The 22685-nt window shown below is 34.3% G+C and carries 17 protein-coding genes and 2 pseudogenes; 18 read left to right on the top strand and 1 reads right to left on the bottom strand.

Features of this window, described 5'->3' with window-relative positions; translation table 11 throughout:
• Nucleotides 1-256: 256 nt before the first annotated feature.
• From CQZ94_RS16195 to CQZ94_RS16155, 9 genes and pseudogenes are all read left to right on the top strand, one after another.
• Nucleotides 257-691 (top strand): NUDIX hydrolase, encoded by a 435-nt coding sequence (locus tag CQZ94_RS16195; RefSeq protein WP_105586187.1) that lies wholly within the window; start codon nt 257-259, stop codon nt 689-691.
• 273 nt (nt 692-964) lie between these two features.
• Nucleotides 965-1120 (top strand): annotated as a pseudogene (locus CQZ94_RS16190) (sporulation protein YhbH); the annotation flags it as partial.
• A 140-nt stretch (nt 1121-1260) separates the two neighbouring features.
• Nucleotides 1261-1956 (top strand): NEAT domain-containing protein, encoded by a 696-nt coding sequence (locus CQZ94_RS31780; RefSeq protein WP_105586186.1) that lies wholly within the window; start codon nt 1261-1263, stop codon nt 1954-1956.
• A 14-nt stretch (nt 1957-1970) separates the two neighbouring features.
• Nucleotides 1971-5045, top strand: coding sequence for a leucine-rich repeat domain-containing protein (locus CQZ94_RS16180; RefSeq protein WP_258166026.1), 3075 nt, complete (start codon nt 1971-1973; stop codon nt 5043-5045).
• Between the two features lie 300 nt (nt 5046-5345).
• Nucleotides 5346-8243 (top strand): collagenase ColA, encoded by a 2898-nt coding sequence (gene colA / locus CQZ94_RS16175; protein ID WP_105586185.1) that lies wholly within the window; start codon nt 5346-5348, stop codon nt 8241-8243.
• A 247-nt stretch (nt 8244-8490) separates the two neighbouring features.
• Nucleotides 8491-9039 (top strand): NfeD family protein, encoded by a 549-nt coding sequence (locus tag CQZ94_RS16170; RefSeq protein ID WP_105586184.1) that lies wholly within the window; start codon nt 8491-8493, stop codon nt 9037-9039.
• Between the two features lie 12 nt (nt 9040-9051).
• Nucleotides 9052-10626: a flotillin lipid rafts scaffold protein FloT gene (locus CQZ94_RS16165; protein ID WP_002113918.1), complete on the top strand. Its 1575-nt coding sequence runs from the start codon at nt 9052-9054 to the stop codon at nt 10624-10626.
• A 181-nt stretch (nt 10627-10807) separates the two neighbouring features.
• Nucleotides 10808-12418, top strand: coding sequence for an ATP-binding protein (locus tag CQZ94_RS16160; RefSeq protein WP_105586183.1), 1611 nt, complete (start codon nt 10808-10810; stop codon nt 12416-12418).
• Nucleotides 12418-13110: a response regulator gene (locus tag CQZ94_RS16155; RefSeq protein ID WP_105586182.1), complete on the top strand. Its 693-nt coding sequence runs from the start codon at nt 12418-12420 to the stop codon at nt 13108-13110. The genes CQZ94_RS16160 and CQZ94_RS16155 overlap by 1 nt, the downstream gene beginning before the upstream one ends.
• A gap of 69 nt (nt 13111-13179) precedes the next feature.
• Here CQZ94_RS16155 and CQZ94_RS16150 read toward each other — a convergent pair whose 3' ends face one another.
• Nucleotides 13180-14484 carry a CitMHS family transporter gene (locus tag CQZ94_RS16150; protein WP_105586181.1) on the bottom strand — a complete coding sequence of 435 codons (1305 nt, stop codon included), beginning with the start codon at nt 14482-14484 and terminating at the stop codon, nt 13180-13182.
• 257 nt (nt 14485-14741) lie between these two features.
• Between CQZ94_RS16150 and CQZ94_RS16145 the strand changes: the two genes are divergently transcribed.
• The 9 genes and pseudogenes from CQZ94_RS16145 (at nt 14742) to CQZ94_RS16105 (ending at nt 22450) form a co-directional block, all read left to right on the top strand.
• Nucleotides 14742-14996: a hypothetical protein gene (locus CQZ94_RS16145; protein WP_105586180.1), complete on the top strand. Its 255-nt coding sequence runs from the start codon at nt 14742-14744 to the stop codon at nt 14994-14996.
• A 166-nt stretch (nt 14997-15162) separates the two neighbouring features.
• Nucleotides 15163-15669: a nitrous oxide reductase accessory protein NosL gene (locus CQZ94_RS16140; protein ID WP_105586179.1), complete on the top strand. Its 507-nt coding sequence runs from the start codon at nt 15163-15165 to the stop codon at nt 15667-15669.
• A 371-nt stretch (nt 15670-16040) separates the two neighbouring features.
• Nucleotides 16041-16871 carry an ankyrin repeat domain-containing protein gene (locus CQZ94_RS16135; protein WP_258166025.1) on the top strand — a complete coding sequence of 277 codons (831 nt, stop codon included), beginning with the start codon at nt 16041-16043 and terminating at the stop codon, nt 16869-16871.
• Nucleotides 16872-17067: 196 nt separating this feature from the next.
• Nucleotides 17068-17352, top strand: a pseudogene (locus CQZ94_RS16130) (GNAT family N-acetyltransferase); the annotation flags it as partial.
• A 307-nt stretch (nt 17353-17659) separates the two neighbouring features.
• The gene (locus CQZ94_RS16125) at nt 17660-18226 is read left to right on the top strand and encodes a glycerol-3-phosphate responsive antiterminator (RefSeq protein WP_105586178.1); all 567 of its coding nucleotides are present in this window, start codon (nt 17660-17662) and stop codon (nt 18224-18226) included.
• On the top strand, nt 18223-19296 hold the full coding sequence (locus CQZ94_RS16120; protein WP_142395849.1) for an ABC transporter ATP-binding protein: 1074 nt from the start codon (nt 18223-18225) through the stop codon (nt 19294-19296). The genes CQZ94_RS16125 and CQZ94_RS16120 overlap by 4 nt, the downstream gene beginning before the upstream one ends.
• Nucleotides 19296-20228, top strand: coding sequence for a carbohydrate ABC transporter permease (locus tag CQZ94_RS16115; protein ID WP_105586176.1), 933 nt, complete (start codon nt 19296-19298; stop codon nt 20226-20228). The genes CQZ94_RS16120 and CQZ94_RS16115 overlap by 1 nt, the downstream gene beginning before the upstream one ends.
• Nucleotides 20225-21046 (top strand): carbohydrate ABC transporter permease, encoded by an 822-nt coding sequence (locus tag CQZ94_RS16110; RefSeq protein ID WP_105586175.1) that lies wholly within the window; start codon nt 20225-20227, stop codon nt 21044-21046. The genes CQZ94_RS16115 and CQZ94_RS16110 overlap by 4 nt, the downstream gene beginning before the upstream one ends.
• A 27-nt stretch (nt 21047-21073) precedes the next feature.
• Entirely contained in the window at nt 21074-22450 is a 1377-nt protein-coding gene (locus CQZ94_RS16105) for an ABC transporter substrate-binding protein (RefSeq protein WP_105586174.1), read from the top strand.
• The last annotated feature ends 235 nt before the right edge of the window (nt 22451-22685 follow it).

Below are 22685 nucleotides of genomic sequence, written 5' to 3'. Positions count from 1 at the left end.
TCACGCATTAGTTTATATTCAAGCTGTGCAGTGATAATAAAGCTGTTTAATTGTAAACGTAAAAGAGCGATATCCTAAAAACTACGATAGACGGTATAATAAAAGCAATATATATAGAAATACGTTTGCTTTCGAAAGGGAGTACATATATGAAAATAAAAAAGGGCAAAAAACACTTGGTTATGCTTTTGAACAAGCTACAAAGCATAGGAAATACCCGAAATTAATAAGGATAATTTATAGGAGGTACTTTAAAATGTTTATCGTAAATGTTGAAGGTGCTATAAGGAAAAATGATAAATGGCTTATTATTGAAAGAAGCAAAAAAGAGGAACATGCTGGTGGTTGGCTTTCTCTAGTGGGAGGTAAGGTAGATATAGAAGAGAATTCATCAGACATATTAGAGAGAACAGTAAAGCGAGAAATATTAGAAGAAGTCGGTGTGAGCGTAAAAGACAGGCTAAATTATGTACATAGTACGTCATTCGTAACCGATACAGGTGAAAATGTTGTGGATATTGTTTTTCTTTGCGAATATGAATCGGGGGAGGCATTTTCTAAAAGTCCCGATGAGGTTGAAGAGGTATTATGGTTAACTACTGATGAAATATTAAATCACCCCAATTCGCCAATTTATTTAAAAGAAAGCATTAATCATGCGGAAGCGTTGATTCGTATTCATTCTACATAACGCTTTAAATTTATAATAGAAGTAAAGTTGTTATACATAAATGGGGGAAACCTTGGAATTTATCTTGTTCAATTATCGGGCGCGATTGTGGAGTAGCATAAATAGGAAATGATCAAACTTCATTTTAAAGTAATAGTTGTTAAAATAAATTAGATAAAAACAAGCATCCCTGGCGTGGATGCTTGTTTTTAAATCTTATTTGTAATACAGATAATAGAAGAATACTTTCTAGACCATGGTGTTTATTTTGTGAAGTACAGGGTACATCCCTGCCAACTAAACCAGTACAACCGCCATAGTACACTTATGTCAGCCTACAAAAACATTAAAGATGAGAATTTCAGATATTATATTTTAAAGCAAAAAGCAGATGTATTTCATGCAATGAAAAGCTTTTTTAAAGAAGAATCAGGAGAGAAAATGGCATAACCTCTTGTAAAAGGGGTTATTTTTTTGTGGAATTTTTGCGAAATATTTATATTGTTAGTTGACAGTGAAAATGAAAATCATTATCATTTATTCAAGAAATGATTATATTTCGATTTATATATTTTGGAGGAGATGTAAAGTTGAAAAGAAATAAAAGAAAACATATAAATGCGATGTTAGTGGCGGCAGCTTTAGCGCTACCGTTTGCTGTGTATTCAACACCTGCTTTAGCGGCTGTAGCAATTGAGGTGAACAAAACTGGACATGCTTTAGAAGATGGTACATATGATGCTGTTATTAAAGCGTATAAAGATAAAACAAATGAAGAGTCCATGGCAGCTGTTTATATAAAGGATCCGAAATTAACAATTGAGAATGGAAAGAAAATTGTAACGGCAACGTTAAGTGATAGTGATTTCTTTCAATACTTGAAAACAGAGGATATTCATACTCCTGGTGTGTTTCATAATGTGAAAGTAATATCTGAGGATAAAAAGAAAAATGGGACGAAAGTTATTCAATTCGAAGTTGGAGAATTAGGAAAAAGATATAACATGCAAATGCATATTTTAATTCCAACTATGGGGTATGATGAAAAATATCAAGTACAGTTCGAAGTGACTACTACCCATGTAGAAAATAATACCTCAGAAGATCCAAAAGAGAATAAAGAAGAACAAAAAGAAGAAGTGAAAAACGTAATAGCTGATACTAAATTACAGCAATATATTAATAAGAATGTTTTAGGGCGAAAAGATATTGGTGCACCCATCACTAAAGAAGAAGCATTTCAAATTAAAGAGTTGGAAATAGTGGTCAAGGGATTAGTAGTTTAGAAGGTCTAGAACATATGCTGAATTTAGAGAAGTTTAGATTATATGAGTCAAATGTAAAGGAATTAGCTCCTATTTCTAACTTGAAGAAACTAAAGCTTTTAGATCTTTTTTCTAATCAAATTGAAAACGTTGAACCGATCGCTCAATTAGATAGACTTCAATTCCTTTATTTAAGAGATAATAAAATTAGTGATTTGAAACCATTAAACCAATTGAAAAAAATTAAAGTATTAGATTTAGTTGGCAATAAAATTAAAGATATTAAACCTTTACTTTCTATGTCATCTATAGATAAATTATACTTGTCTAACAATGAAATTAGTGATCTTACAGATATTGGGCAATTAAGTGGTATAAAAGTGTTATGGATAGGGAATAATCACATTACTAATCTTGAAGATATTAGTAAAATGAAGAGCCTTATTGAGCTAGAAGTTATGGATGCGGAAATAAAGGATATAACGCCTTTAGCTAAAATGGAACAGTTACAATCGCTTAATTTAGAAGAAAACTATATTTCTGATCTATCACCACTTAGCAAATTAAAGAATTTGTATGCATTAAACTTAATTGCAAATGAAATTCGTGATATAAGACCTGTTGTAGAATTAGGGAAGCAGGTGCCAATTAAACTGCAAAGACAAAAAATCTTTTTAAGTGATGGAATTGTAAATGAAGATATAAAAATTCCTATATATGATTTAAAAGGAGAAACTCTTCAAAATATCAGATGGAAGAGTGAAGGTGGAACGCTAAATAACGGGTATGTTAAGTGGAATAGTACTGGAGAAAAAACATATGAGTTTAATTTAGAGGTGAATTCTGCTGAGAGCCAAATAAGATTTAATGGAACGATAATACAAAATATCGTAGAGAAGCAAGCGAAAGTGAATGTTATTAAAGATGAAAATTTAAAACGATTTATTAATAAAAATAATTTAGGTAGAACAAACTTAGATACGTCTATAACTAAAGACGATTTATTGCAAATTAAAACCTTGAAAATAGTTGATGGCAAACAGCAAGGGATAAAGGATTTCTCTGGATTAGAATTTATGAAGAACTTAGAAAATCTGACACTACAAAATAGTGGATTAAAAACTGTAGATGGTATCTCGGATTTGAGAAGTTTGAAAACAATAGATTTAGTTCGTAACGAAATCGAAAACATTGAACCGATAGTTAAATTAGAAAAACTTGAAAAGTTAAATATGAGTCATAACAATGTGAAAAATGTTAAGTTGTTATATACAGTATCGTCTCTCAAAAACTTAGACTTATCAAATAATAAAATTAGTAACCCTGATCTTGAAGGAATTAACAAACTAAAAAATTTAGATGTCTTATTATTGAATAGTAATGAAGTTAGTGATTTGAATGGAATAAGTGAAATAAGTAAATTAAATAAACTTGAGCTTATTGGAAATAAAGTAGTAGATGTGTCACCATTAGGTAAATTACAAAATTTACAATGGTTAAATCTATCAGATAATAAAATTAAAGATATTTCTATTTTCTCTTCTATGCTAGAGTTATTTAGTTTAAAACTTCCTGGTAATGAGATTCGTGACATAAGACCAATCATTCAATTAGCTCAGTGGATAACAATTGATATTAGAAAGCAGAAGATTGTTCTTGATGACGCACAAGTAAATCAAGCAGTGAAAATCTCTGTGCATGATGTAGAAGGGGAACCGCTTGAGGATATTACGTTGGAAAGTGAAGATGGGACAATCAATGAAGAAGATGGTACCATCGTTTGGAGTACTCCTGGAGAGAAAAAATATGAATTTGCATTTGATGGAACAGACTATTATGGACTTGGTATATGGTTTAGTGGTGAAGTTGTACAGAATATAGTAGAGAAATTGGAATCAAAAGAACCAACAACAGAAGTTGAAGGACCAAAAGAAGAATCAAAGGAACCAACAAAAGAAGTTGAAGGAACGAAAGAAGAATCAAAGGAACCAACAAAAGAAGTTGAAGGACTGAAAGAAGAAGTGAAAGAACCAGCAAAAGAAGTTGAAGAACCCAAAGAAGAAGTGAAAGAACCAACAACAGAAGTTGAAGAATCAAAAGAAGAAGTGAAAGAGCCAACAACAGAAGTTGAAGAATCAAAAGAAGAAGTGAAAGAGCCAACAACAGAAGTTGAAGAATCAAAAGAAGAAGTGAAAGAGCCAACAACAGAAGTTGAAGAATCAAAAGAAGAAGTGAAAGAGCCAACAACAGAAGTTGAAGAATCAAAAGAAGAAGTGAAAGAGCCAACAACAGAAGTTGAAGGAACAAAAGAAGTTGAAGAAGCGAAAGAAGAAGTAAAAGAGCCAACGAAAGAAGTTGAAGAAACGAAAGAAGAAGTAAAAGAACCGGCAAAAGAAGTTGAAGGATCGAAAGAAGAAGTAAAAGAACCAGCAAAAGAAGTTGAAGGATCAAAAGAAGAAATAAAAGAACCAGCAAAAGAAGTTGAGGGATCAAAAGAAGAAATAAAAGAACCAGCAAAAGAAGTTGAAGGATCAAAAGAAGAAGTAAAAGAATCGACAAAAGAAGTTGAAGGATCGAAAGAAGAAATAAAAGAACCAACAAAAGAAGTTGAGGGAGCAAAAGAAGAAGTAAAAGAACCGACAAAAGAAGTTGAGGGAGCAAAAGAAGAAGTAAAAGAACCGACAAAAGAAGTTGAGGGAGCAAAAGAAGAAGTAAAAGAACCGACAAAAGAAGTTGAGGGAGCAAAAGAAGAAGTAAAAGAACCGACAAAAGAAGTTGAGGGAGCAAAAGAAGAAGTAAAAGAACCGACAAAAGAAGTTGAAGGACCAAAAGAAAAAGAAGTAGCACAAGAAATCGAAAAATCGAAAAAAGAAATAAATCAGTCAGCAGTTCAAGAACAAAATATAAATAATCAGGTTGTGAAAGAGAAAGTAGTAGGGAATCAAAGTATGAAAGAAAGTAAACCAGTTGTTAATAAGCAAGAAGAAAATGAAAAATCGCTAGCAGCAACAGGTGGACAAGCTAATACATCAGCATTACTTGCAGGTATAGCATTTGTGCTTTCAGCATTGAGTATGTTTGTATTTAGAAAGAGATTATTTAAGAAATAAAAAACGTTTTATCTTATTATTATATAAAATAATTATATGAGTTTCTGAGAAGACCTTGTCATAGCAATTTCATGTTGAAATATGCTTATGATCAGGTCTTTTTGAATAGGGGAAGGATTAATACGAGGATGTTTCGATCGCTTCAATAATGGAGCGACTGTAGCAAAAATTGTAAGTCCTTTTCGTTCACTATATGTTCAAAATGTATGAAGAAATAATATGAAATATTGCATTTTATATCATTTAATTTGGATAATATGTTAAGTTCGTGAATGGAATATTTACATAGGGGGAAATGATATGAACAAGAAATCAAAGATCAATAAAGTCATGCTTAGTATTAGCACAATGGCCCTATCGTTAGGAGCAATTCAAACTCATGTGTCAGCGGAAGAAAAAGTACCATATAATGTATTGCATTCGAAACCAGTTGGAATTGAAAAATCAGTAGATGAGATTGGACACGTTTCTAAAGCCGAGGAAACATTATCGTTTCAAGAACGTTTAAAAGTAGGAGATTTTTCACAGCGACCAGCATCTATTATGAAGAGTTCAGAAGTAAAACAGGTTAAAGAAAGTTATTCAATGGCTGATTTAAACAAAATGAATGATCCAGAATTGATTGAAACGTTAGGAAGTATTAAGTGGAATCAAATTACAGACTTATTCCAGTTTAATGAAGATGCAAAAGCCTTTTATAAAGATAACGGAAAAATGCAAGTAATTATAGACGAATTAGCTCATAGAGGTAGTACATTTACGAAAGATGATTCAAAAGGAATTCAAACGTTTACTGAAGTGTTACGTTCAGCTTTTTATCTTGCATTTTATAATAATGAATTAGGCGCCTTAAATGAAAGAAGTTTCCAGAACAAATGTTTACCTGCTTTAAAAGCAATCGCAAAAAATCCAAACTTTAAGCTTGGAACAAATGAGCAAGATGCAGTAGTATCTGCATACGGTAAATTAATTAGTAATGCTTCAAGTGATGTTGAAACAGTGCAATACGCAGCCAATATTTTAAAACAATATAATGATAATTTTAATGCATATGTAGACGATCGTATGAAAGGACAAGCTGTATACGATCTTATGCAAGGTATTGATTATGATATGCAATCTTATTTATTTGAAACTCGTAAAGAGGCAAAAGATACAATGTGGTATGGAAAAGTAGATGGATTTATTAATGAGATTAATCGTATTGCTCTTCTAAATGAAGTAACGCCAGAAAATAAGTGGCTCGTTAATAATGGAATTTACTTTGCTAGCCGTTTAGGGAAGTTTCATAGCAATCCAAATAAAGGATTAGAGGTTGTTACACAAGCGATGCATATGTATCCACGTTTAAGTGAATCGTATTTTGTTGCAGTAGAACAAATTACAACAAACTATAACGGGAAAGATTATGGCGGGAATACGGTAGACTTAGAGAAGATACGTAAAGAAGGAAAAGAGCAATACTTACCAAAAACGTACAGATTTGACGATGGATCCATTGTGTTTAAAACAGGGGACAAAGTATCAGAGGAAAAAATTAAGAGATTGTATTGGGCAGCGAAAGAAGTAAAGGCGCAATATCACCGTGTAATCAGTAATGATAAAGCTTTAGAACAAGGTAATGCAGACGATGTATTAACGATAGTAATCTATAACACTCCAGATGAATATCAATTAAATAGACAACTGTACGGATATGAGACAAACAACGGTGGGATTTATATTGAAGAGACAGGCACATTCTTTACATATGAGCGTACGCCAGAGCAAAGTATTTATAGTTTAGAAGAGTTATTCCGTCATGAGTTTACTCATTATCTTCAAGGGAGATATGAAGTTCCAGGTTTATTTGGAAGAGGAGATATGTATCAAAATGAAAGATTAACTTGGTTCCAAGAAGGGAATGCAGAATTTTTCGCAGGATCTACTCGTACGAATAACGTTGTACCGAGAAAGAGCATAATTAGTGGATTATCATCTGATCCTGCAAGCCGCTATACGGCAGAGCGTACACTATTTGCTAAATATGGCTCTTGGGATTTCTATAACTACTCGTTTGCATTGCAGTCGTACTTATATACTCATCAATTTGAAACGTTTGATAAAATTCAAGATTTAATTCGTGCGAATGACGTGAAAAATTATGATACATATCGTGAAACTTTAAGTAAAGATCCGAAGTTAAATAAGGAGTACCAAGCTTATATGCAGCAGTTAATTGATAATCAAGATAAGTATAATGTGCCGGAAGTAGCAGATGATTATTTAACTGAACATGCATCAAAATCATTAACAGAAGTAAAGAAAGAAATTAACGATACTTTGCATATGAAAGATGCAACAATAACAAAGCACACATCTCAATTCTTTAATACATTTACACTAGAAGGTACGTATACAGGTAGTGTAACAAAAGGTGAATCAGAAGACTGGAAAGCAATGAGTAAACAAGTAAATGAAGCTTTGGAACAATTAGCGACAAAGGAATGGAGTGGATACAAAACTGTTACAGCATACTTCGTGAATTACCGTATTAATGCATCAAATGAATATGAATATGATGTAGTCTTCCATGGTGTCGCAAAAGATGATAAAGAAAATAAAGCTCCAATTGTTAATATAAATGGTCCTTATAATGGGCTTGTAAAAGAAGGAATTCCATTCAAAAGTGATGGATCAAACGATGAAGATGGAAAAATCGTTTCTTATTTATGGGACTTCGGGGATGGAAGTACAAGTACAGAAGTTAATCCAGTACATGCATATGAAAGAGAAGGAACTTATAAAGTAGCGTTAAGAGTAAGAGATGATAAAGGTAAAGAGAGTAGAAATGAAACAACTGTTACGATTAAAGATGGAAGTTTAACAGAATCTGAACCAAATAATCGTCCAGAGGAATCAAATCGTATCGGGCTAAATACTACTATAAAAGGTAGCCTTATTGGCGTGGATCACACCGATGTTTATACATTTAATGTGGCATCAGCGAAAGATATCGATATTTCTGTTTTAAATGAGCATGGAATCGGGATGACATGGGTACTTCACCATGAATCAGATATGCAAAATTACGCAGCTTACGGTCAAGCTAATGGAAATCATATAGAAGCAAAATTTAATGCAAAACCAGGTAAGTATTACTTGTATGTATATAAATATGATAATGGTGATGGAGCGTACGCATTATCAGTAAAATAAGTGTTCTTCCAATGTATGTTTAACTTTACTTTTTGTGGAAAATAGTATATTATATAGATATACAATATATCGGTTATTTACTAGGAGGAGCCTGTCACAATAGGTTTCTCCTGTTCTTTTTTAGAGGCCTGTCTTACAGGCTTTTCTTTAAAAGGTAAATAACTGAAAATTAAGAACGATAATCTTTGAAAGAGGTGGGGCATACATATAACAAAAAAAGGGATTGTTTAAGAAAGGGGGATAAGAAATGGTCTTGTTTGGTTATCCACTTGAAACAATTTATTTATATGGATTTATTATCGCTACTATACTCACTGTTATTTATATTTTCTTTGGAGATATATTTGAATCAATATTTAGTTTTGGGGGCGGATCTGTATCCGTTGTTACTTTACTACTTAGTTTCTTCGCCATGTTATGTGGACTTAGTTATATAGGAGAGTATTTATATTCCTATAATAGTCTCGTTATTTTCGGGGCCTCATTCGCTATATCTTTTATTGGTGTATTTATTATGAAAATATTAATTTTAAAACCGATTGCAGAAGCAGAACAAAACACTGTGCAACGTATGGATGAATTTGTTGGTTGCAAGGGAGAAGTCATTACGACAATTCCTACAGAAGGATTTGGTGAAGTGTTAATCTCCTCCCAATTTGGAAGTAATGCAATACCAGCGAAAACAATTGGGAAAAAAGATATTTCACAAGGAACCGAGGTTATTATTGAGGGAGTTCAAGATGGTGTTTTGCTTGTACAAAACATCGCTTATTCTTTAAAGAAACCAAAATTATAAGGGGGAATTTACATGACGATTCCATTAATTATCGGTGGAGTTTTACTCGCAATTTTAATTCTACTCATTTTAGTATTCATTACGAAGTATCGTACAGTTGGTCCAGATGAAGCATTAATTGTAACAGGGAACTGGCTTGGTGGTGGAAAGAATGTTGTTACCACTGATGATGGAAAGAAGATTAAGATTATCCGCGGTGGTGGTACTTTCGTTGTGCCAATTATGCAACGAGCAGAACTTCTTAGCTTATTAAACTACAAATTAGAAGTTGGAACACGTGATACGTATACGAAACAAGGTGTACCGATTACAGTAAACGGTGTTTCTATTATTAAAGTAGGATCGACAATTGAAGAAGTTTCTACAGCAGCTGAACAATATCTAGGAAAAGAAACGGAAGAGTTAAAAGTAGAAGCAAAAGAAGTTTTAGAAGGGCATCTACGTGCTATATTATCTTCTATGACAGTAGAAGATGCTTATAGTAATAGAGAGCAATTCGCACAAAAGGTACATGAAGTAGCTTCTACTGATTTGAAGAAGATGGGTCTTCGTATCGTTTCCTTTACAATTAAAGAAATAATGGATAAAAACGGCTACTTAGATGCACTTGGTCAGCCGCAAATTGCAATGGTTAAGCGTGATGCAACAGTTGCGAATGCAGAGCGTGAAAAAGAGGCACGAATTGAAAAAGCTCGTGCTGAGAAAGAAGCGAAAGAAGCAGAATATCAACGTGATGCACAAATCGCTGAAGCTGAAAAACATAAGGAATTAAAAGTACAATCTTATAAGAGAGACCAAGAACAAGCTCGTGCAGATGCAGATCTTTCTTACGAATTACAACAAGCGAAAGCGCAACAAGGTGTTACAGAAGAGCAAATGCGAGTTAAAATCATTGAGCGTGAAAAGCAAATTGAGTTAGAAGAAAAAGAGATTGCGCGTCGTGAAAAGCAATACGATGCAGAAGTAAAGAAAAAGGCAGATGCAGATCGCTATGCTGTTGAACAATCAGCCGAAGCGGAAAAAGTAAAACAAATGAAAAAAGCAGATGCGGATCAATATAAAATTGAAGCAGAAGCAAGAGCACGTGCAGAAGAAGTTCGTGTAGAAGGTTTAGCAAAAGCAGAAATTGAAAAAGCACAAGGTCAGGCAAAGGCAGAAGTACAAAAGGCACAAGGTACAGCGGAAGCAGATGTTATCAGGTTAAAAGGTTTAGCAGAAGCAGAAGCGAAACAAAAAATTGCAGAAGCATTTGAATTATATGGGCAAGCGGCAATTATGGATATGGTTCTTAAAATGCTTCCAAGTTATGCGAAAGAAATTGCGAGTCCACTTAGTAACATTGATAAAATTACAGTCGTTGATACAGGCGGTGGCGGAAAGAATAGCGGCGCCGGGAAAGTTGCAGGGTATGCGACAGATTTAATGGCAACAATGCAAGAAACTTTAAAAGCCTCTTCTGGTATTGATTTAAAAGAATTACTAGAAGGATTCGCTGGAAAAGGTGCCGTGCAGCAACTATCCAACGATAAACCTGTCGTATCTGTAGTAGAAGGTGAGAAAAAAGAAGTAGAGAAAGATAAGGAATAGTAAGGTGAAAAGCCCCTCTAGTAAATAGATACTAGAGGGGCTTTTGTGTGTTTATAGGCCTCTCTGCTAACACCCCGACAGAGTAGTGAATAATGATATAAAAGTAAAGAAATAAATGTGGTATGATTAAGTTGAAAAGTCTGTATATTCTTTGAATTCTATCTTCAGTAATGTTAGGGGAATGATTTTGAAATTGAAGAAATTGAAACTGCAACCGAGAATTACATTAACTATTAGTACACTTATTCTTGCTGTACTGCTGTTAACGAGTTATTTATTTTACTATATATTATCTGAAACAGTAGAAGAGCAAATTGGAAAAAGGGCGTTGCATGTTGCGAAAACAGTTGCTGCTATACCAGAAATCGGGGAAGCTTTTCAAAAAGAAAATCCGGCTTCTATTATTCAGCCAATTGCAGAAAAAATTCGAATCGAAACAGATGCTGACTTTATTGTAGTTGGAAATAAAGATGGTATTCGTTATGCACATCCTAAGAAAGATAAAATAGGAGAAGCAATGGTTGGTGGAGATAACAAAGGAGTTCTATTAGAAGGGAAATCTTACGTTTCGAAAGCAACGGGATCATTAGGACCGTCCTTACGCGGAAAAGTTCCAATCCGTAATCAGGATAATGAAATTATTGGCGTAGTATCTGTTGGTTTTTCAATGGATGATATTCATGGAGCGATAGAAGTGTATGGAAAGCGTGTGTTTTGGATTACAATAGCAGGTCTGTTAATTGGGATAATTGGCTCTGTATATTTAGCAAAAAGTATTAAGCGGATGATGTTTGGAATGGAACCAGAAGAAATTTCTTCCTTATACGAAGAACATAGTACTGTGATTCAATCTGTACGTGAAGGGATTATCGTAATTGATAAAAATGGAATGGTTAGTTTAGTCAATCAAGCGGCATACGATATTCTTTCTTTAAATAAACAGCGAAGTATCATTGGAGAATTTATTTTAAATGTTATCCCTAATTCATCGATACTCGAGGTACTTCAAAACGGTGAGGAACAGTTTGATCGGCAATTAAATATAAAGGGACAGGCCGTTATTGCCAATCGTTTACCTATTAAAGTTAACAATAAAGTAACTGGCGTCGTATCTAGTTTACGTTTGAAATCTGAAATGGATCAGTTAACAGCAGAATTGTCTCAGACGAAGCAATATACAGAGGCGTTACGGGCACAAACACATGAATATAACAACTTATTGTATACGCTTTCAGGTCTTATTCAGTTAGAGTCATATGAAGATGCTTTAGAGCTTATTCATAAGGAAACGGCAGTCTATCAAGATTTCGTTCAATTTATTATGAAACGAATTCAAAATCCATGGTTAGGTGGAATTTTAATTGGATTTTACAATAGAGCACGAGAGTTGAAGATTGATTTTGTGTTAGATCGAGAAAGTAGTTTAGAAAAGTTAAGTCCGCATATTGATAGTAATTATGTTGTTTCTATACTGGGAAATTTAATTACGAATGCATTTGAAGCAATTGAAAAAAATCAAGAGTATGACAAGAGAGTTAGAATGTTTGTAACGGATATTGGTGAAGAAATATTAATTGAAGTGGAAGATTCAGGACACGGGATTCATGATGAAATAATTACTAGCATATTCTATAAAGGTTTTTCGACGAAAGAGGGAGGAAAACGTGGATATGGATTAGCAAAAGTGAAAGAGCTAGTGGAAGATTTAAATGGAAGTATTGCAATCGAAAAAGGGGATTTAGGTGGTGCGTTATTTATCATTGCATTACCGAAAGAGAGAGGCGAATTGTAATGACTGAGGGGATTGAAGTATTGATTGTAGAAGATGATATCCGGATTGCAGAGATTCATCGGCGTTTTACTGAAAAAATTGAGGGATTTAAAGTGATTGGGACGGCAACGACTGGAGAACAGGCGAAGGAATGGTTAGAATTTGTGAAGCCACAGCTTGTTTTATTAGATGTGTACTTACCTGATATGCAAGGAACGGAACTTGTCACATATATTAGGCATCATTTACATGATACAGACATTATTATGATTACAGCTGCGTCGGAAACAGATGTAGTACGACATGCTTTACGAGGCGGAGTAACAGATTATATCGTAAAACCACTTACATTCGATCGATTTAAAACAAGTTTAGAAAATTATCAAAAAAAGATTACGCAATTAAAGAAAAGCGCTCAATTATCCCCGGAACAAATTGAACATCTATGGTCTCAAAGAGGAGTGCAGGCAAATCATATAGAATACGCCCCGAAAGGGATAGACCCATTAACGTTAGCAAAAATAAAAAAGCATATGCTAACTATTAATGAAGAGGGAATTACTGCAGAGATGCTAAGTTTAATGGTAGGTGTAAGCCGATCAACTGCGAGGCGCTATTTAGAGTATTTGATTTCTGGAAAGAAAGTGCATGCGGAGCTTATATATGGAAGTGTGGGAAGGCCAGAAAGAAGGTATTTCCGCGTTTCTTCATAGGGGATTTTTACAACAATAAAAACAGTAGAGGATTATTACATTTCCTCTACTGTTTTTCCTAGTTTCATCTTATATTGGAATAATTCCAATTACAATGCCAGTAATCAACATAACCATTGTCGTTCCAACAGCCCAAAGTAAAGTGAATCGTTGGTGTTCACCAAAATCAACCTTGGCCATTCCGACTAATAAATAAGTGGAAGCAACGAGGGGACTCAGTAAGTGAACAGGTTGACCGAGTAACGAGGCACGTCCCATTTCTGCTGCACTAATTCCGTAAGCGGCAGCAGCTTTCGTTAATATAGGTAATACGCCGAAGTAAAAAGCATCATTAGACATGAAAAATGTGAACGGCATACTTAGTAAAGCTGTAATAATTGGAAGCTGGGGGCCAAGTGCATCTGGTATAAGAGTAACAACACTTTGAGCCATCGCATCTACCATTTTTGTTCCAGATAGAATACCTGTGAAAATTCCAGCGGCAAAGACGAGAGAAACAACCAATAATACGTTTCCAGCGTGAGACGCAATACGCTCTTTCTGTTGTTCTAAGTTAGGGTAGTTAATCATAACAGCAATAGCAAAAGCGACTGTAAATAAAACAGGTAACGGCATAATCTCTAGTATGAGACAAACGAGGAGGGAAGCAGTTAATAAAAAGTTAATCCATAGTAGTTTCGGGCGTTTATGTATTTCAGCTTCAACTGTCGCAGCTTGCTCATCCATTGTTTGCATTTGTTTTAAATATTGTACATCCATAATTCCTAAACGTTTTCTTTCTTTTTTTCCAAGATAGTAGGCAACGAAAACTACCCAAATTGCACCAGCAATCATTCCGGGAATAAGTGGTGTAAATAGTTCGGAAGCTTCAAGCCCAAGTGCACTCATAACCCGAGCGGTTGGTCCACCCCAAGGTGTAAGATTTGTCACCCCAGCTCCTAACATGACAACCCCAGCTAATATAAGTGGATTCATTCCAAGACGTTTATATAGTGGATACATTGCGGAAACAGTAATCATATACGTTGTTGTTCCGTCCCCATCTAATGAAACGATAATAGTAAGAATAGCCGTACCAACAACAATTTTTAAAGGATCACCTTTTACAAATTTCAAAATTTTGCTAATGACAGGGTCGAATAAACCACTATCAATCATAATTCCAAAATACAAAATGGCGAACATAAGCATAATACCGGTAGGTGCTAGCTTTTTAATCCCCTCTAGCATCATAGGTCCCATATTTGCATAAAAGCCACCAATTAATGCGAAAGTAATTGGAATTAATATTAATGCTACTAATGCTGACATACGTTTAGTCATAATTAAAAACATAAAGACAAATACCATCGTAAATCCAAGTAGTGCTAACATGTAATCTCCCCCTCAAAAGAATGATTGCGCTTTCAAAATAGAATAAAAATTCAGAAAAAAGGTTTTTTGTTTATAATAAAAGCATTCGTTCAAATGGTAAATAATTTGAAAAATAACATCATTAGAAGCATAATTTTTATTTTGATCATTTTGTTCATGAAGGTAATTTTGAATTTTTAAAAAGATAATTTACTTCGCACAAGAATGGTAGAATAAGGTGAAAACGAGAAGCGCGTGAAGTAGGGAGTAGATTTTGAATGGAAACAAGAATAGAAGAGATTTATAGTTCGTGTAAAGGAAGAGTAGAAGAGATTTTTATTAATGAATCCTCTTACGTATATGAATGGGAAAAATTAATGATGATCCGAAAGCACGATGGTGAGCTTGAAAAAATCGGGGTTGGGATCAGTGGAAATATAAGATTAGTAAATGTAGAAGTTGGACAGGAAATTAGTGCGGATACATTATTAGTTAAGATAGAAGATGATTTGTTAATTACTGGTTGTGAATGATGAGAGATGTGTAGAAATAACTGCACATCTCTTTTTTGTTCCATATATTACAAAAAGAACAATGTTTTTTCACAAATCTCGCACAACTTTTTGATATTCTCCTAGTTGAGTACAATGAATAAATTTTTAGGAGTAATGTATTGTCATTAATAGGGAGGAAATAGGGATGAGAGTAAAGTATGCTGTGCTTGTTATATGTTTATGCTTCGTATTTACAATAGTAGGATGTGGGAAAAGGGACATAGAAGCTATTGCGGTTGATGAGAAAAATGATAAGTGTGATATTTGTCAAATAGGGGTAATGGATAATCAATTTGCAACAGAAATTATTTTAGATAATGGAAAAGCCTTAAAGTTTGATGATATTGGCTGTATGTATAAATGGATGGATAACAATAAAAATGAGAAGACGAAAGAAAAGTTTGTACGAGACTATAATACGAAAGATTGGGTTCCATTACAGGACGCAACTTACGTATATGATAAAACAATAACAACACCTATGGCTTATAACGTGATCTCGTTTAAAGATAAAAAAGATGCGGAAAGTTTTGTATCTAAATATAAGGGGAAGGTCCTTTCCGACAAAGAATTATCAGAGCATAAGTGGGAAATGAATAAAGAGATGATGGGGAAACCGCAAAAAGGGAATAGCGGAGGACATTCTCATTAATCCGAAAAAGTAGTTACATAAAGGACAACCATCTAAGGTTGTCCTTTTCTTTGGCTGATGAGATGAAAAACGGAAAGATAAAAGGTGTAAAATAGTTAGAAGAACAGTTACAATATAATATAGTGACATATTCAGAGTGATTACTATGTGTATTTGAGTAATTAAGGGTAACAAAGATGTACAAGTATCGCTGAAACATGCTAAACTAATTGCTCCATAATATTAATGATGGAGCTGGGTGGCATATCATTCCAAACATGAATTATATGTTGAGAAAACATGAGCATAAGTATACTATGACAATTGAAGAAGGAATATAAGGTACTTATGGATAAATCTATTGAAGAAGAGTTATTGCATGTGATGGAGGAATGGTTAAGAAAACATTATCTTTCATAGGAGCTGTAGTTGTGAGAAAACAAAAAATTTTATTATGTACATTATTAGGACTTTTAATGATGGTAGTGGCTTGTGATAAGCAAGAAGAACCTGAATCGAAACCGGTTCACGTGAAAAACGAAAAAAAGCAAGAAAAGCATAAAGAAAAGGAAAAAGATAAAGAAGAGACTGGTATAAATTTAATGGATAAGCAATTATTGCTTTCTGCGACCCTAGGTGATACAGAAACGGCTATGAAGTTGATTAAAGACGGAGCGAATATTAACGTAGAAGGTGATAACGGAGAAACACCTGTCCTTGCAGCAACGTATCAGAATCATGTAGAGACAGTTAAAGCGTTAATTGATGCGGGAGCTGATATTGAAATTCAAGATGAGAAACAAAGTAATCCATTCCTTTACGCTAGTAGAGAAGGCTACAAGGATATCGTAAAACTATTAATTAATGCAGGAGTTAATACGAAAGAAACTACTCGGTCAGGTGGAACAGCATTAACTTCTGCATCTGAGCGTGGTCATGTAGAGGTCGTAAAAGAATTACTAGAGCACACAGATATTGATGTGAATTACAAAAATAATCGTGGTGGAACAGCATTATTAGAAGCGATTGTATTAGGAAATGGTAGCGAAAATCATAAAAAGGTAATTCAAATGCTTATTGAGCATGGAGCTGACGTAAATACGGCTAACAGTGAGGGGACTACGCCGCTGCAATATGCTGAAAAAAGAGGTTTTAAAGATATTGCAAATATGTTGAGGCAAGCTGGGGCAAATGAAGTTATGCAGCAGCAACCTATAGAATAATACAAGAGTACGATAAGAAACTAAGAAAATAACGGTCGCGAAATTATCCCATTTAGATAGACAGAACGAGGAAATCATTCGATAGGATGGACTCAGTGATGTTTATCTAAATGGGATTTTTGTTTTAGAAAAGAGGAATAGAGTATGAATCTTTTTGTATGGAGTTTTGCTATATGGGGGCTATATACCCAGTAATATGGAATGGAGGCAACCTTATTTTGCAATTGTTGAAAATGAACAAGTAGTTTCTATATGTTGCAGTGCAAGAAGTACAGGAGTGGCTGCTGGAGCGAGTGTGGAAACGTTAGCGGAGTTTCAAGGGAAAGGGTATGGTTCGGATGTTGTTACGGCCTGGGCGATATCAATACAAGAAGAAAAACACATTCCACTGTATAGTACGGCTTGGGATAATTTTGCTTCACAAGCAGTGGCAAGAGAACTAAAACTTATTAACTATGGAATGAATTTACATATCACTTGAGCTTTAAGCATAGTTGTTTTCTGTGTGGGGTTATTCTTATATCTAGATTATTGTAAAAGGAATATGTTGAATATTAACATTCGGTTAACACCTAATTAACAATTTATCAAAACTGACTTAATAAATACGTAATATAGTAAAGGTAACAAAATAACTAGGGTAGAGAACATTTGAGAACACCCGCTTACATATAACGTGCCACTTTCTTAGGTGTGCTCTATTCCCTAGAGTTCAAATAAGGAGAAAGGTGTTCTATGTAAGTAGGTGTTTTTAGTTTGGATAAAAATAGAAAAGCTAGGTGGAATCAATGTTTAAAGAACCTTATATCGCGATGATAAAGAATTGGAAAGGGTATAAAACATACAAAAAATTACCTAAAACAGTTTTTCTTATGACTGGTTCAATGCTGGAGTTACCAGAGCGTGTATATGAATTACAGAAACATGGACATGATGTATTTCTTCATTGTGATTTTATACAAGGCTTAAATACGAACACAGAGGAAGCACTTTTATATATTCAAGATGTTATCGGAGCACAAGGTATTATTTCGACAAAGGGATCGACAATTCGAAATGCCAATAAAATTGGATTGAAAACGATTCAACGTATTTTTATCGTTGATACTTTATCTCTTACAAAATCAATTGAAAATTGTAAAACGACTAAACCGAATGCAGTAGAGATTATGCCTGGTATTATGCCTTCTATTATTAAACAGCTAGCAGAGGAAATAGAATTTCCTATTATTGCAGGCGGACTAATTCAAACGAGAGAAGATGCGGAAATTGCAATTCGTGCAGGAGCAAGTGCAATTTCAACGAGCCATTATGAAGTGTGGATACAAGAAGAAAAAAGGAGTGCAACCTTGTGATTGAATTGAAAAATGTTTCAAAGGTATATAAAAATGCGGAAGAGACAGCAGTTAAAGACGTATCAGTTCATATTAGAAGAGGAGAATTTTTTGTTTTAGTTGGACCTTCGGGATGTGGAAAAAGTACATTATTACGAATGCTGGCTGGTTTAGAAGAAATTTCTTCGGGAGATTTAATTATTAATGAACGTGTTGCAAATGATTTAGAGCCAAAAGATCGTAATCTATCAATGGTATTTCAAAACTATGCGTTATATCCGCACTTATCTGTAGAAGAAAATATTTTATTCGGACTTAAGGTAAGAAAAGTACAGAAAGAAGAGCGGCAAAAACGATTAATGGAAGCTGTTGAAATGGTAGGACTGAAAGAGTATGTGAAAATGAAACCGGGGCAATTATCAGGTGGACAAAGACAGCGTGTTGCGCTTGCTAGGGCGATTGTGAGTCAAGCACCGATTTGTTTAATGGATGAACCACTTTCGAATTTAGATGCGAAATTACGTGCACAGATGAGGATTGAAATTAGAGAAATTCAGCAACGATTAGGAATTACGATGATTTACGTTACTCACGATCAAATAGAAGCAATGACTATGGGAGATCGTATCATGGTTTTAAATAAAGGAAGTATACAACAAGTTGGAACACCGCTTGACATATATAACGAACCAGCAAACGAATTTGTTGCAAGTTTTATAGGTTCTCCGTCTATGAATATGAATGATGGGGAAGTGGATAAAGAAAAAGGCATATTACATATAGGGCAATTGCAAATCCCATTATCTATTGGACAGCTAAAGCAATTACCAGAAGGAACTATTCGAATAGGCATGCGTCCTGAGCATATTGCATTGTCTGAGGAAGGACAAGAAGTGACGCTGCAATCTGTAGAAGTATTAGGGAATGAATCTATATTAAACTTTGCGGTAAATGGAACAACTTGGAGTGCGAAAGTCATCGGACAATTACTCCTGAACAAAGGTGACAAAGTAAAATTATTATTCTCGCAAGAAAAACTATGCTTCTTTCACCAGAATACGAATGAAAGATTAAAAGTGGTAGCGAAATAATGATTGAGGTAGGGAAATTACCAACTCAAACAAAAGTTTCAAAAAAGAAGGCATTATGGGGAAGAACGAAAGATTTAAGAATAGGATTATTATTTTTAGCACCATCTATTTTATTGTTTTCGATTTTTCTTTTCTATCCATTGTTTAGGACGATTTATTATAGTTTTTATTTAACAGATATACACGGGGAAGCTAACCTTTTTGTTGGCTTAGAAAATTATCAATATTTATTTTCTGATCCTGCTTTCTACAAGAGCGTAAAGTCAACTTTATTATTTGTTGTATATACAGTGCCTACTAGTATTGTATTTGCTTTATTTCTTGCATTAATTGCAAATGAGAAAGTAAAAGGTATTGGATTGTTCCGGGTGCTCTTTTCTTCAACGATGGGGATATCGGTAGCTGCTAGTGCAGTGATTTGGTTATTTTTATTCCATCCAAGCGTAGGGTTATTTAATAATATATTAGCCTCTATGAATCTCCCTGCAATTGCATGGTTAACGAGTCCAGACTGGGCATTATTTTCTGTATCGGTTACAACTGTTTGGGTGAATACAGGATTTGCATTTTTAGTTATATTAGGCGGTTTACAAAATATTGATACGTCTTTATATGAGAGTGCATCTATAGATGGTGCTAGTTATTTATATAAGCTTCGCTGCGTTACATTACCGATGCTATCACCAACTTTATTTTTTATCGTGACAGTAACGTTGATTAGTGCATTTCAAAGCTTTGGGCAAATTGATATTTTAACACATGGTGGACCGAATGATGCAACGAATTTAATTGTGTACTCGATTTATAAAGAGGCATTTGTGAATCATCAATTTGGAACGGCAAGTGCACAAGCAATGGTATTATTTGTTTTCATTTTCATTGCTACATTACTTCAATTCAAGTTTGCAGAGAGAAAGGTGCATTATAAATGATCGTGAAAAAATGGAAACAAAATTTTCTTTTATATATGTTGCTCATCATTAGTGCGATGATGGTATTTTTTCCTGTACTCTACGCGTTTTTAATAAGCTTTATGACACCAGACGATATTCAAATGAGAAGGTTATTTCCAACTCAATTTACTTTTGATAATTTCATTAATATTTTTCAAAAAGTACCGCTTTTTACATATTTATATAACAGTTTAATTGTATCGACAGTTGTTATGTTTGGACAACTTATCGTATCAAGCTTAGCAGCTTATGCTTTTGTCTTTCTTCAGTTTAAAGGAAGGAACTTTATTTTCTTCTTGTTTATTTCAACGATGCTCATTCCGTGGGAAGCGACGATGGTACCAAACTTTTTAACGATTCAAAACTTCGGATGGATCAATAGCTTTGCTGGGATGACAGTGCCATTTTTTGCAACAGCTTTCGGTATTTTTTTACTACGTCAGCATTTTATGACACTTCCAAATGAACTGAAAGAAGCTGCTTTTATTGAAGGGATTGGAAATGTAAGATTTTTATTCAGTGTTGTAATTCCGTATTGTAAAACGAGTTTTATTACGCTTGGAGTATATAGCTTTTTAACAACATGGAATATGTATTTATGGCCGCTTTTAGTGACCACTGATGAAAAAGTAAGAACAGTTCAAATTGGTGTGAAGCAGCTCCAGTCTCAAGAAGTTGCAACTGATTGGGGAAGTGTAATGGCTGGTGTTACTGTTATCGTCATTCCAACATTGATTTTATTATTTTTAGGACAAAAGCAATTGCAACAAGGATTAACAAAAGGTGCAATTAAATAAGCATACATAGGAAAAGGTGGGATTGAGATGAGTTTATTGAAAAAAAGTGCTGCTCTTTTGATGGCAGCCACAATGGCGTTAACTGGGGCAGCTTGTTCAAGTAGTAAAACAGAGGGGAAATCTGAAGCACAGGAAAAAGTAGCTCCTGTTGAAAAAAATGGTGATAAAACTGTAATTCGCTTCTGGCATGCGATGGGTGGAAAAACACAAGGTGTGCTAGATGGGCTTGTTGCAGACTATAATAAGTCACAGAATAAATACGAGATAAAGGCAGAGTTTCAAGGAACATACGAAGAGTCTTTAACGAAGTTCAAAACGATAGCTGCAACGAAAGAAGCACCAGCTCTTGTTCAATCAAGTGAAATTACAACGAAATATATGATTGATAGCAAAAAGATTACGCCTATTGATAACTGGATTAAAAAAGATAAGTACGATACATCAAAATTAGAAAAAGCAATTACGAATTATTATTCAGTTGATGGAAAAATGTACTCTATGCCATTTAATTCATCTACACCAGTATTAATTTATAATAAAGATGCTTTCGCAAAGGCTGGGTTAGATGCGGAGAAAGCTCCAAAAACATATGCAGAATTAAAAGAAGCAGCGAAGAAGTTAACGATTAAAGAGGGCGGAAATGTAAAACAATATGGATTCTCTATGCTGAACTATGGTTGGTTCTTTGAAGAATTATTAGCGACACAAGGCGGTCTATATGTAGATAAAGAGAATGGACGTAAAGATGCAGCTACGAAAGCAGTATTTAACGGAAAAGAAGGTCAAAAAGTATTTGGGATGTTAGATGAATTGAATAAGGCCGGTACACTCGGAAAGTATGGAGCAAGTTGGGATGATATTCGTGCCGCATTCCAATCTGGACAAGTTGCTATGTATTTAGATTCTTCAGCTGGTGTTCGTGATTTAATTGATGCATCTAAGTTTAATGTTGGTGTTGCATATATTCCATATCCAGAAGATACGAAACAAAATGGTGTTGTAATTGGCGGAGCATCATTATGGATGACGAATATGGTTTCAGAAGAAACGCAGCAAGGTGCTTGGGACTTTATGAAATATTTAACGAAACCAGACGTACAAGCGAAATGGCATACAGCAACAGGGTATTTCTCAATTAATCCAGATGCATATAATGAGCCGTTAGTAAAAGAGCAATACGAAAAATATCCACAGCTAAAAGTAACGGTAGAACAACTACAAGCGACGAAGCAATCTCCAGCAACTCAAGGGGCATTAATTAGTGTATTTCCAGAATCACGAGATGCAGTTGTAAAAGCATTAGAAGCAATGTATGACGGGAAAAATAGTAAAGAAGCATTAGATGAAGCTGCAAAAGCAACAGATAGAGCAATTAGTATTTCAACTCGTACAAGTCAAAAATAAAAGAAAGCCGTATCCTTAAAAAGGATACGGCTTTCTTTACAGGGAGATAAGGGATCAAAGAAATGAGGAACTCTTATCTCTTTTATATGAGTAAAGGGTCTAGAATGAATCTTGTCTTTTTCATTATTTGTTTAACTCCATTGCAACTTGTTTGCCATTTACGAAAACCACTGCCACCGCTACTACAACTTCCATCACTTTTTTCATATCTCATCTCTCCTTGTTTTTTGTTTCA

The organism is Bacillus sp. MYb209, from assembly GCF_002975175.1.
Classification (GTDB): Bacteria; Bacillota; Bacilli; order Bacillales; family Bacillaceae_G; genus Bacillus_A.
Note: the sequence above shows the minus strand (reverse complement) of the source record. Positions and strands in the feature narration are given on the sequence as shown.

Excerpts from the sequence above, each read along its gene's own strand:
- CQZ94_RS16195 (WP_105586187.1), top strand. The coding sequence starts at position 257 with ATGTTTATCGTAAATGTTGAAGGTGCTATAAGGAAAAATGATAAATGG.
- CQZ94_RS16180 (WP_258166026.1), top strand. The coding sequence starts at position 1,971 with ATGCTGAATTTAGAGAAGTTTAGATTATATGAGTCAAATGTAAAGGAA.
- colA (WP_105586185.1), top strand. The coding sequence starts at position 5,346 with ATGAACAAGAAATCAAAGATCAATAAAGTCATGCTTAGTATTAGCACA.
- CQZ94_RS16170 (WP_105586184.1), top strand. The coding sequence starts at position 8,491 with ATGGTCTTGTTTGGTTATCCACTTGAAACAATTTATTTATATGGATTT.
- CQZ94_RS16165 (WP_002113918.1), top strand. The coding sequence starts at position 9,052 with ATGACGATTCCATTAATTATCGGTGGAGTTTTACTCGCAATTTTAATT.
- CQZ94_RS16160 (WP_105586183.1), top strand. The coding sequence starts at position 10,808 with ATGATTTTGAAATTGAAGAAATTGAAACTGCAACCGAGAATTACATTA.
- CQZ94_RS16155 (WP_105586182.1), top strand. The coding sequence starts at position 12,418 with ATGACTGAGGGGATTGAAGTATTGATTGTAGAAGATGATATCCGGATT.
- CQZ94_RS16150 (WP_105586181.1), bottom strand. The coding sequence starts at position 14,484 with ATGTTAGCACTACTTGGATTTACGATGGTATTTGTCTTTATGTTTTTA.
- CQZ94_RS16145 (WP_105586180.1), top strand. The coding sequence starts at position 14,742 with ATGGAAACAAGAATAGAAGAGATTTATAGTTCGTGTAAAGGAAGAGTA.
- CQZ94_RS16140 (WP_105586179.1), top strand. The coding sequence starts at position 15,163 with ATGAGAGTAAAGTATGCTGTGCTTGTTATATGTTTATGCTTCGTATTT.
- CQZ94_RS16135 (WP_258166025.1), top strand. The coding sequence starts at position 16,041 with ATGGTTAAGAAAACATTATCTTTCATAGGAGCTGTAGTTGTGAGAAAA.
- CQZ94_RS16125 (WP_105586178.1), top strand. The coding sequence starts at position 17,660 with ATGTTTAAAGAACCTTATATCGCGATGATAAAGAATTGGAAAGGGTAT.
- CQZ94_RS16115 (WP_105586176.1), top strand. The coding sequence starts at position 19,296 with ATGATTGAGGTAGGGAAATTACCAACTCAAACAAAAGTTTCAAAAAAG.
- CQZ94_RS16110 (WP_105586175.1), top strand. The coding sequence starts at position 20,225 with ATGATCGTGAAAAAATGGAAACAAAATTTTCTTTTATATATGTTGCTC.
- CQZ94_RS16105 (WP_105586174.1), top strand. The coding sequence starts at position 21,074 with ATGAGTTTATTGAAAAAAAGTGCTGCTCTTTTGATGGCAGCCACAATG.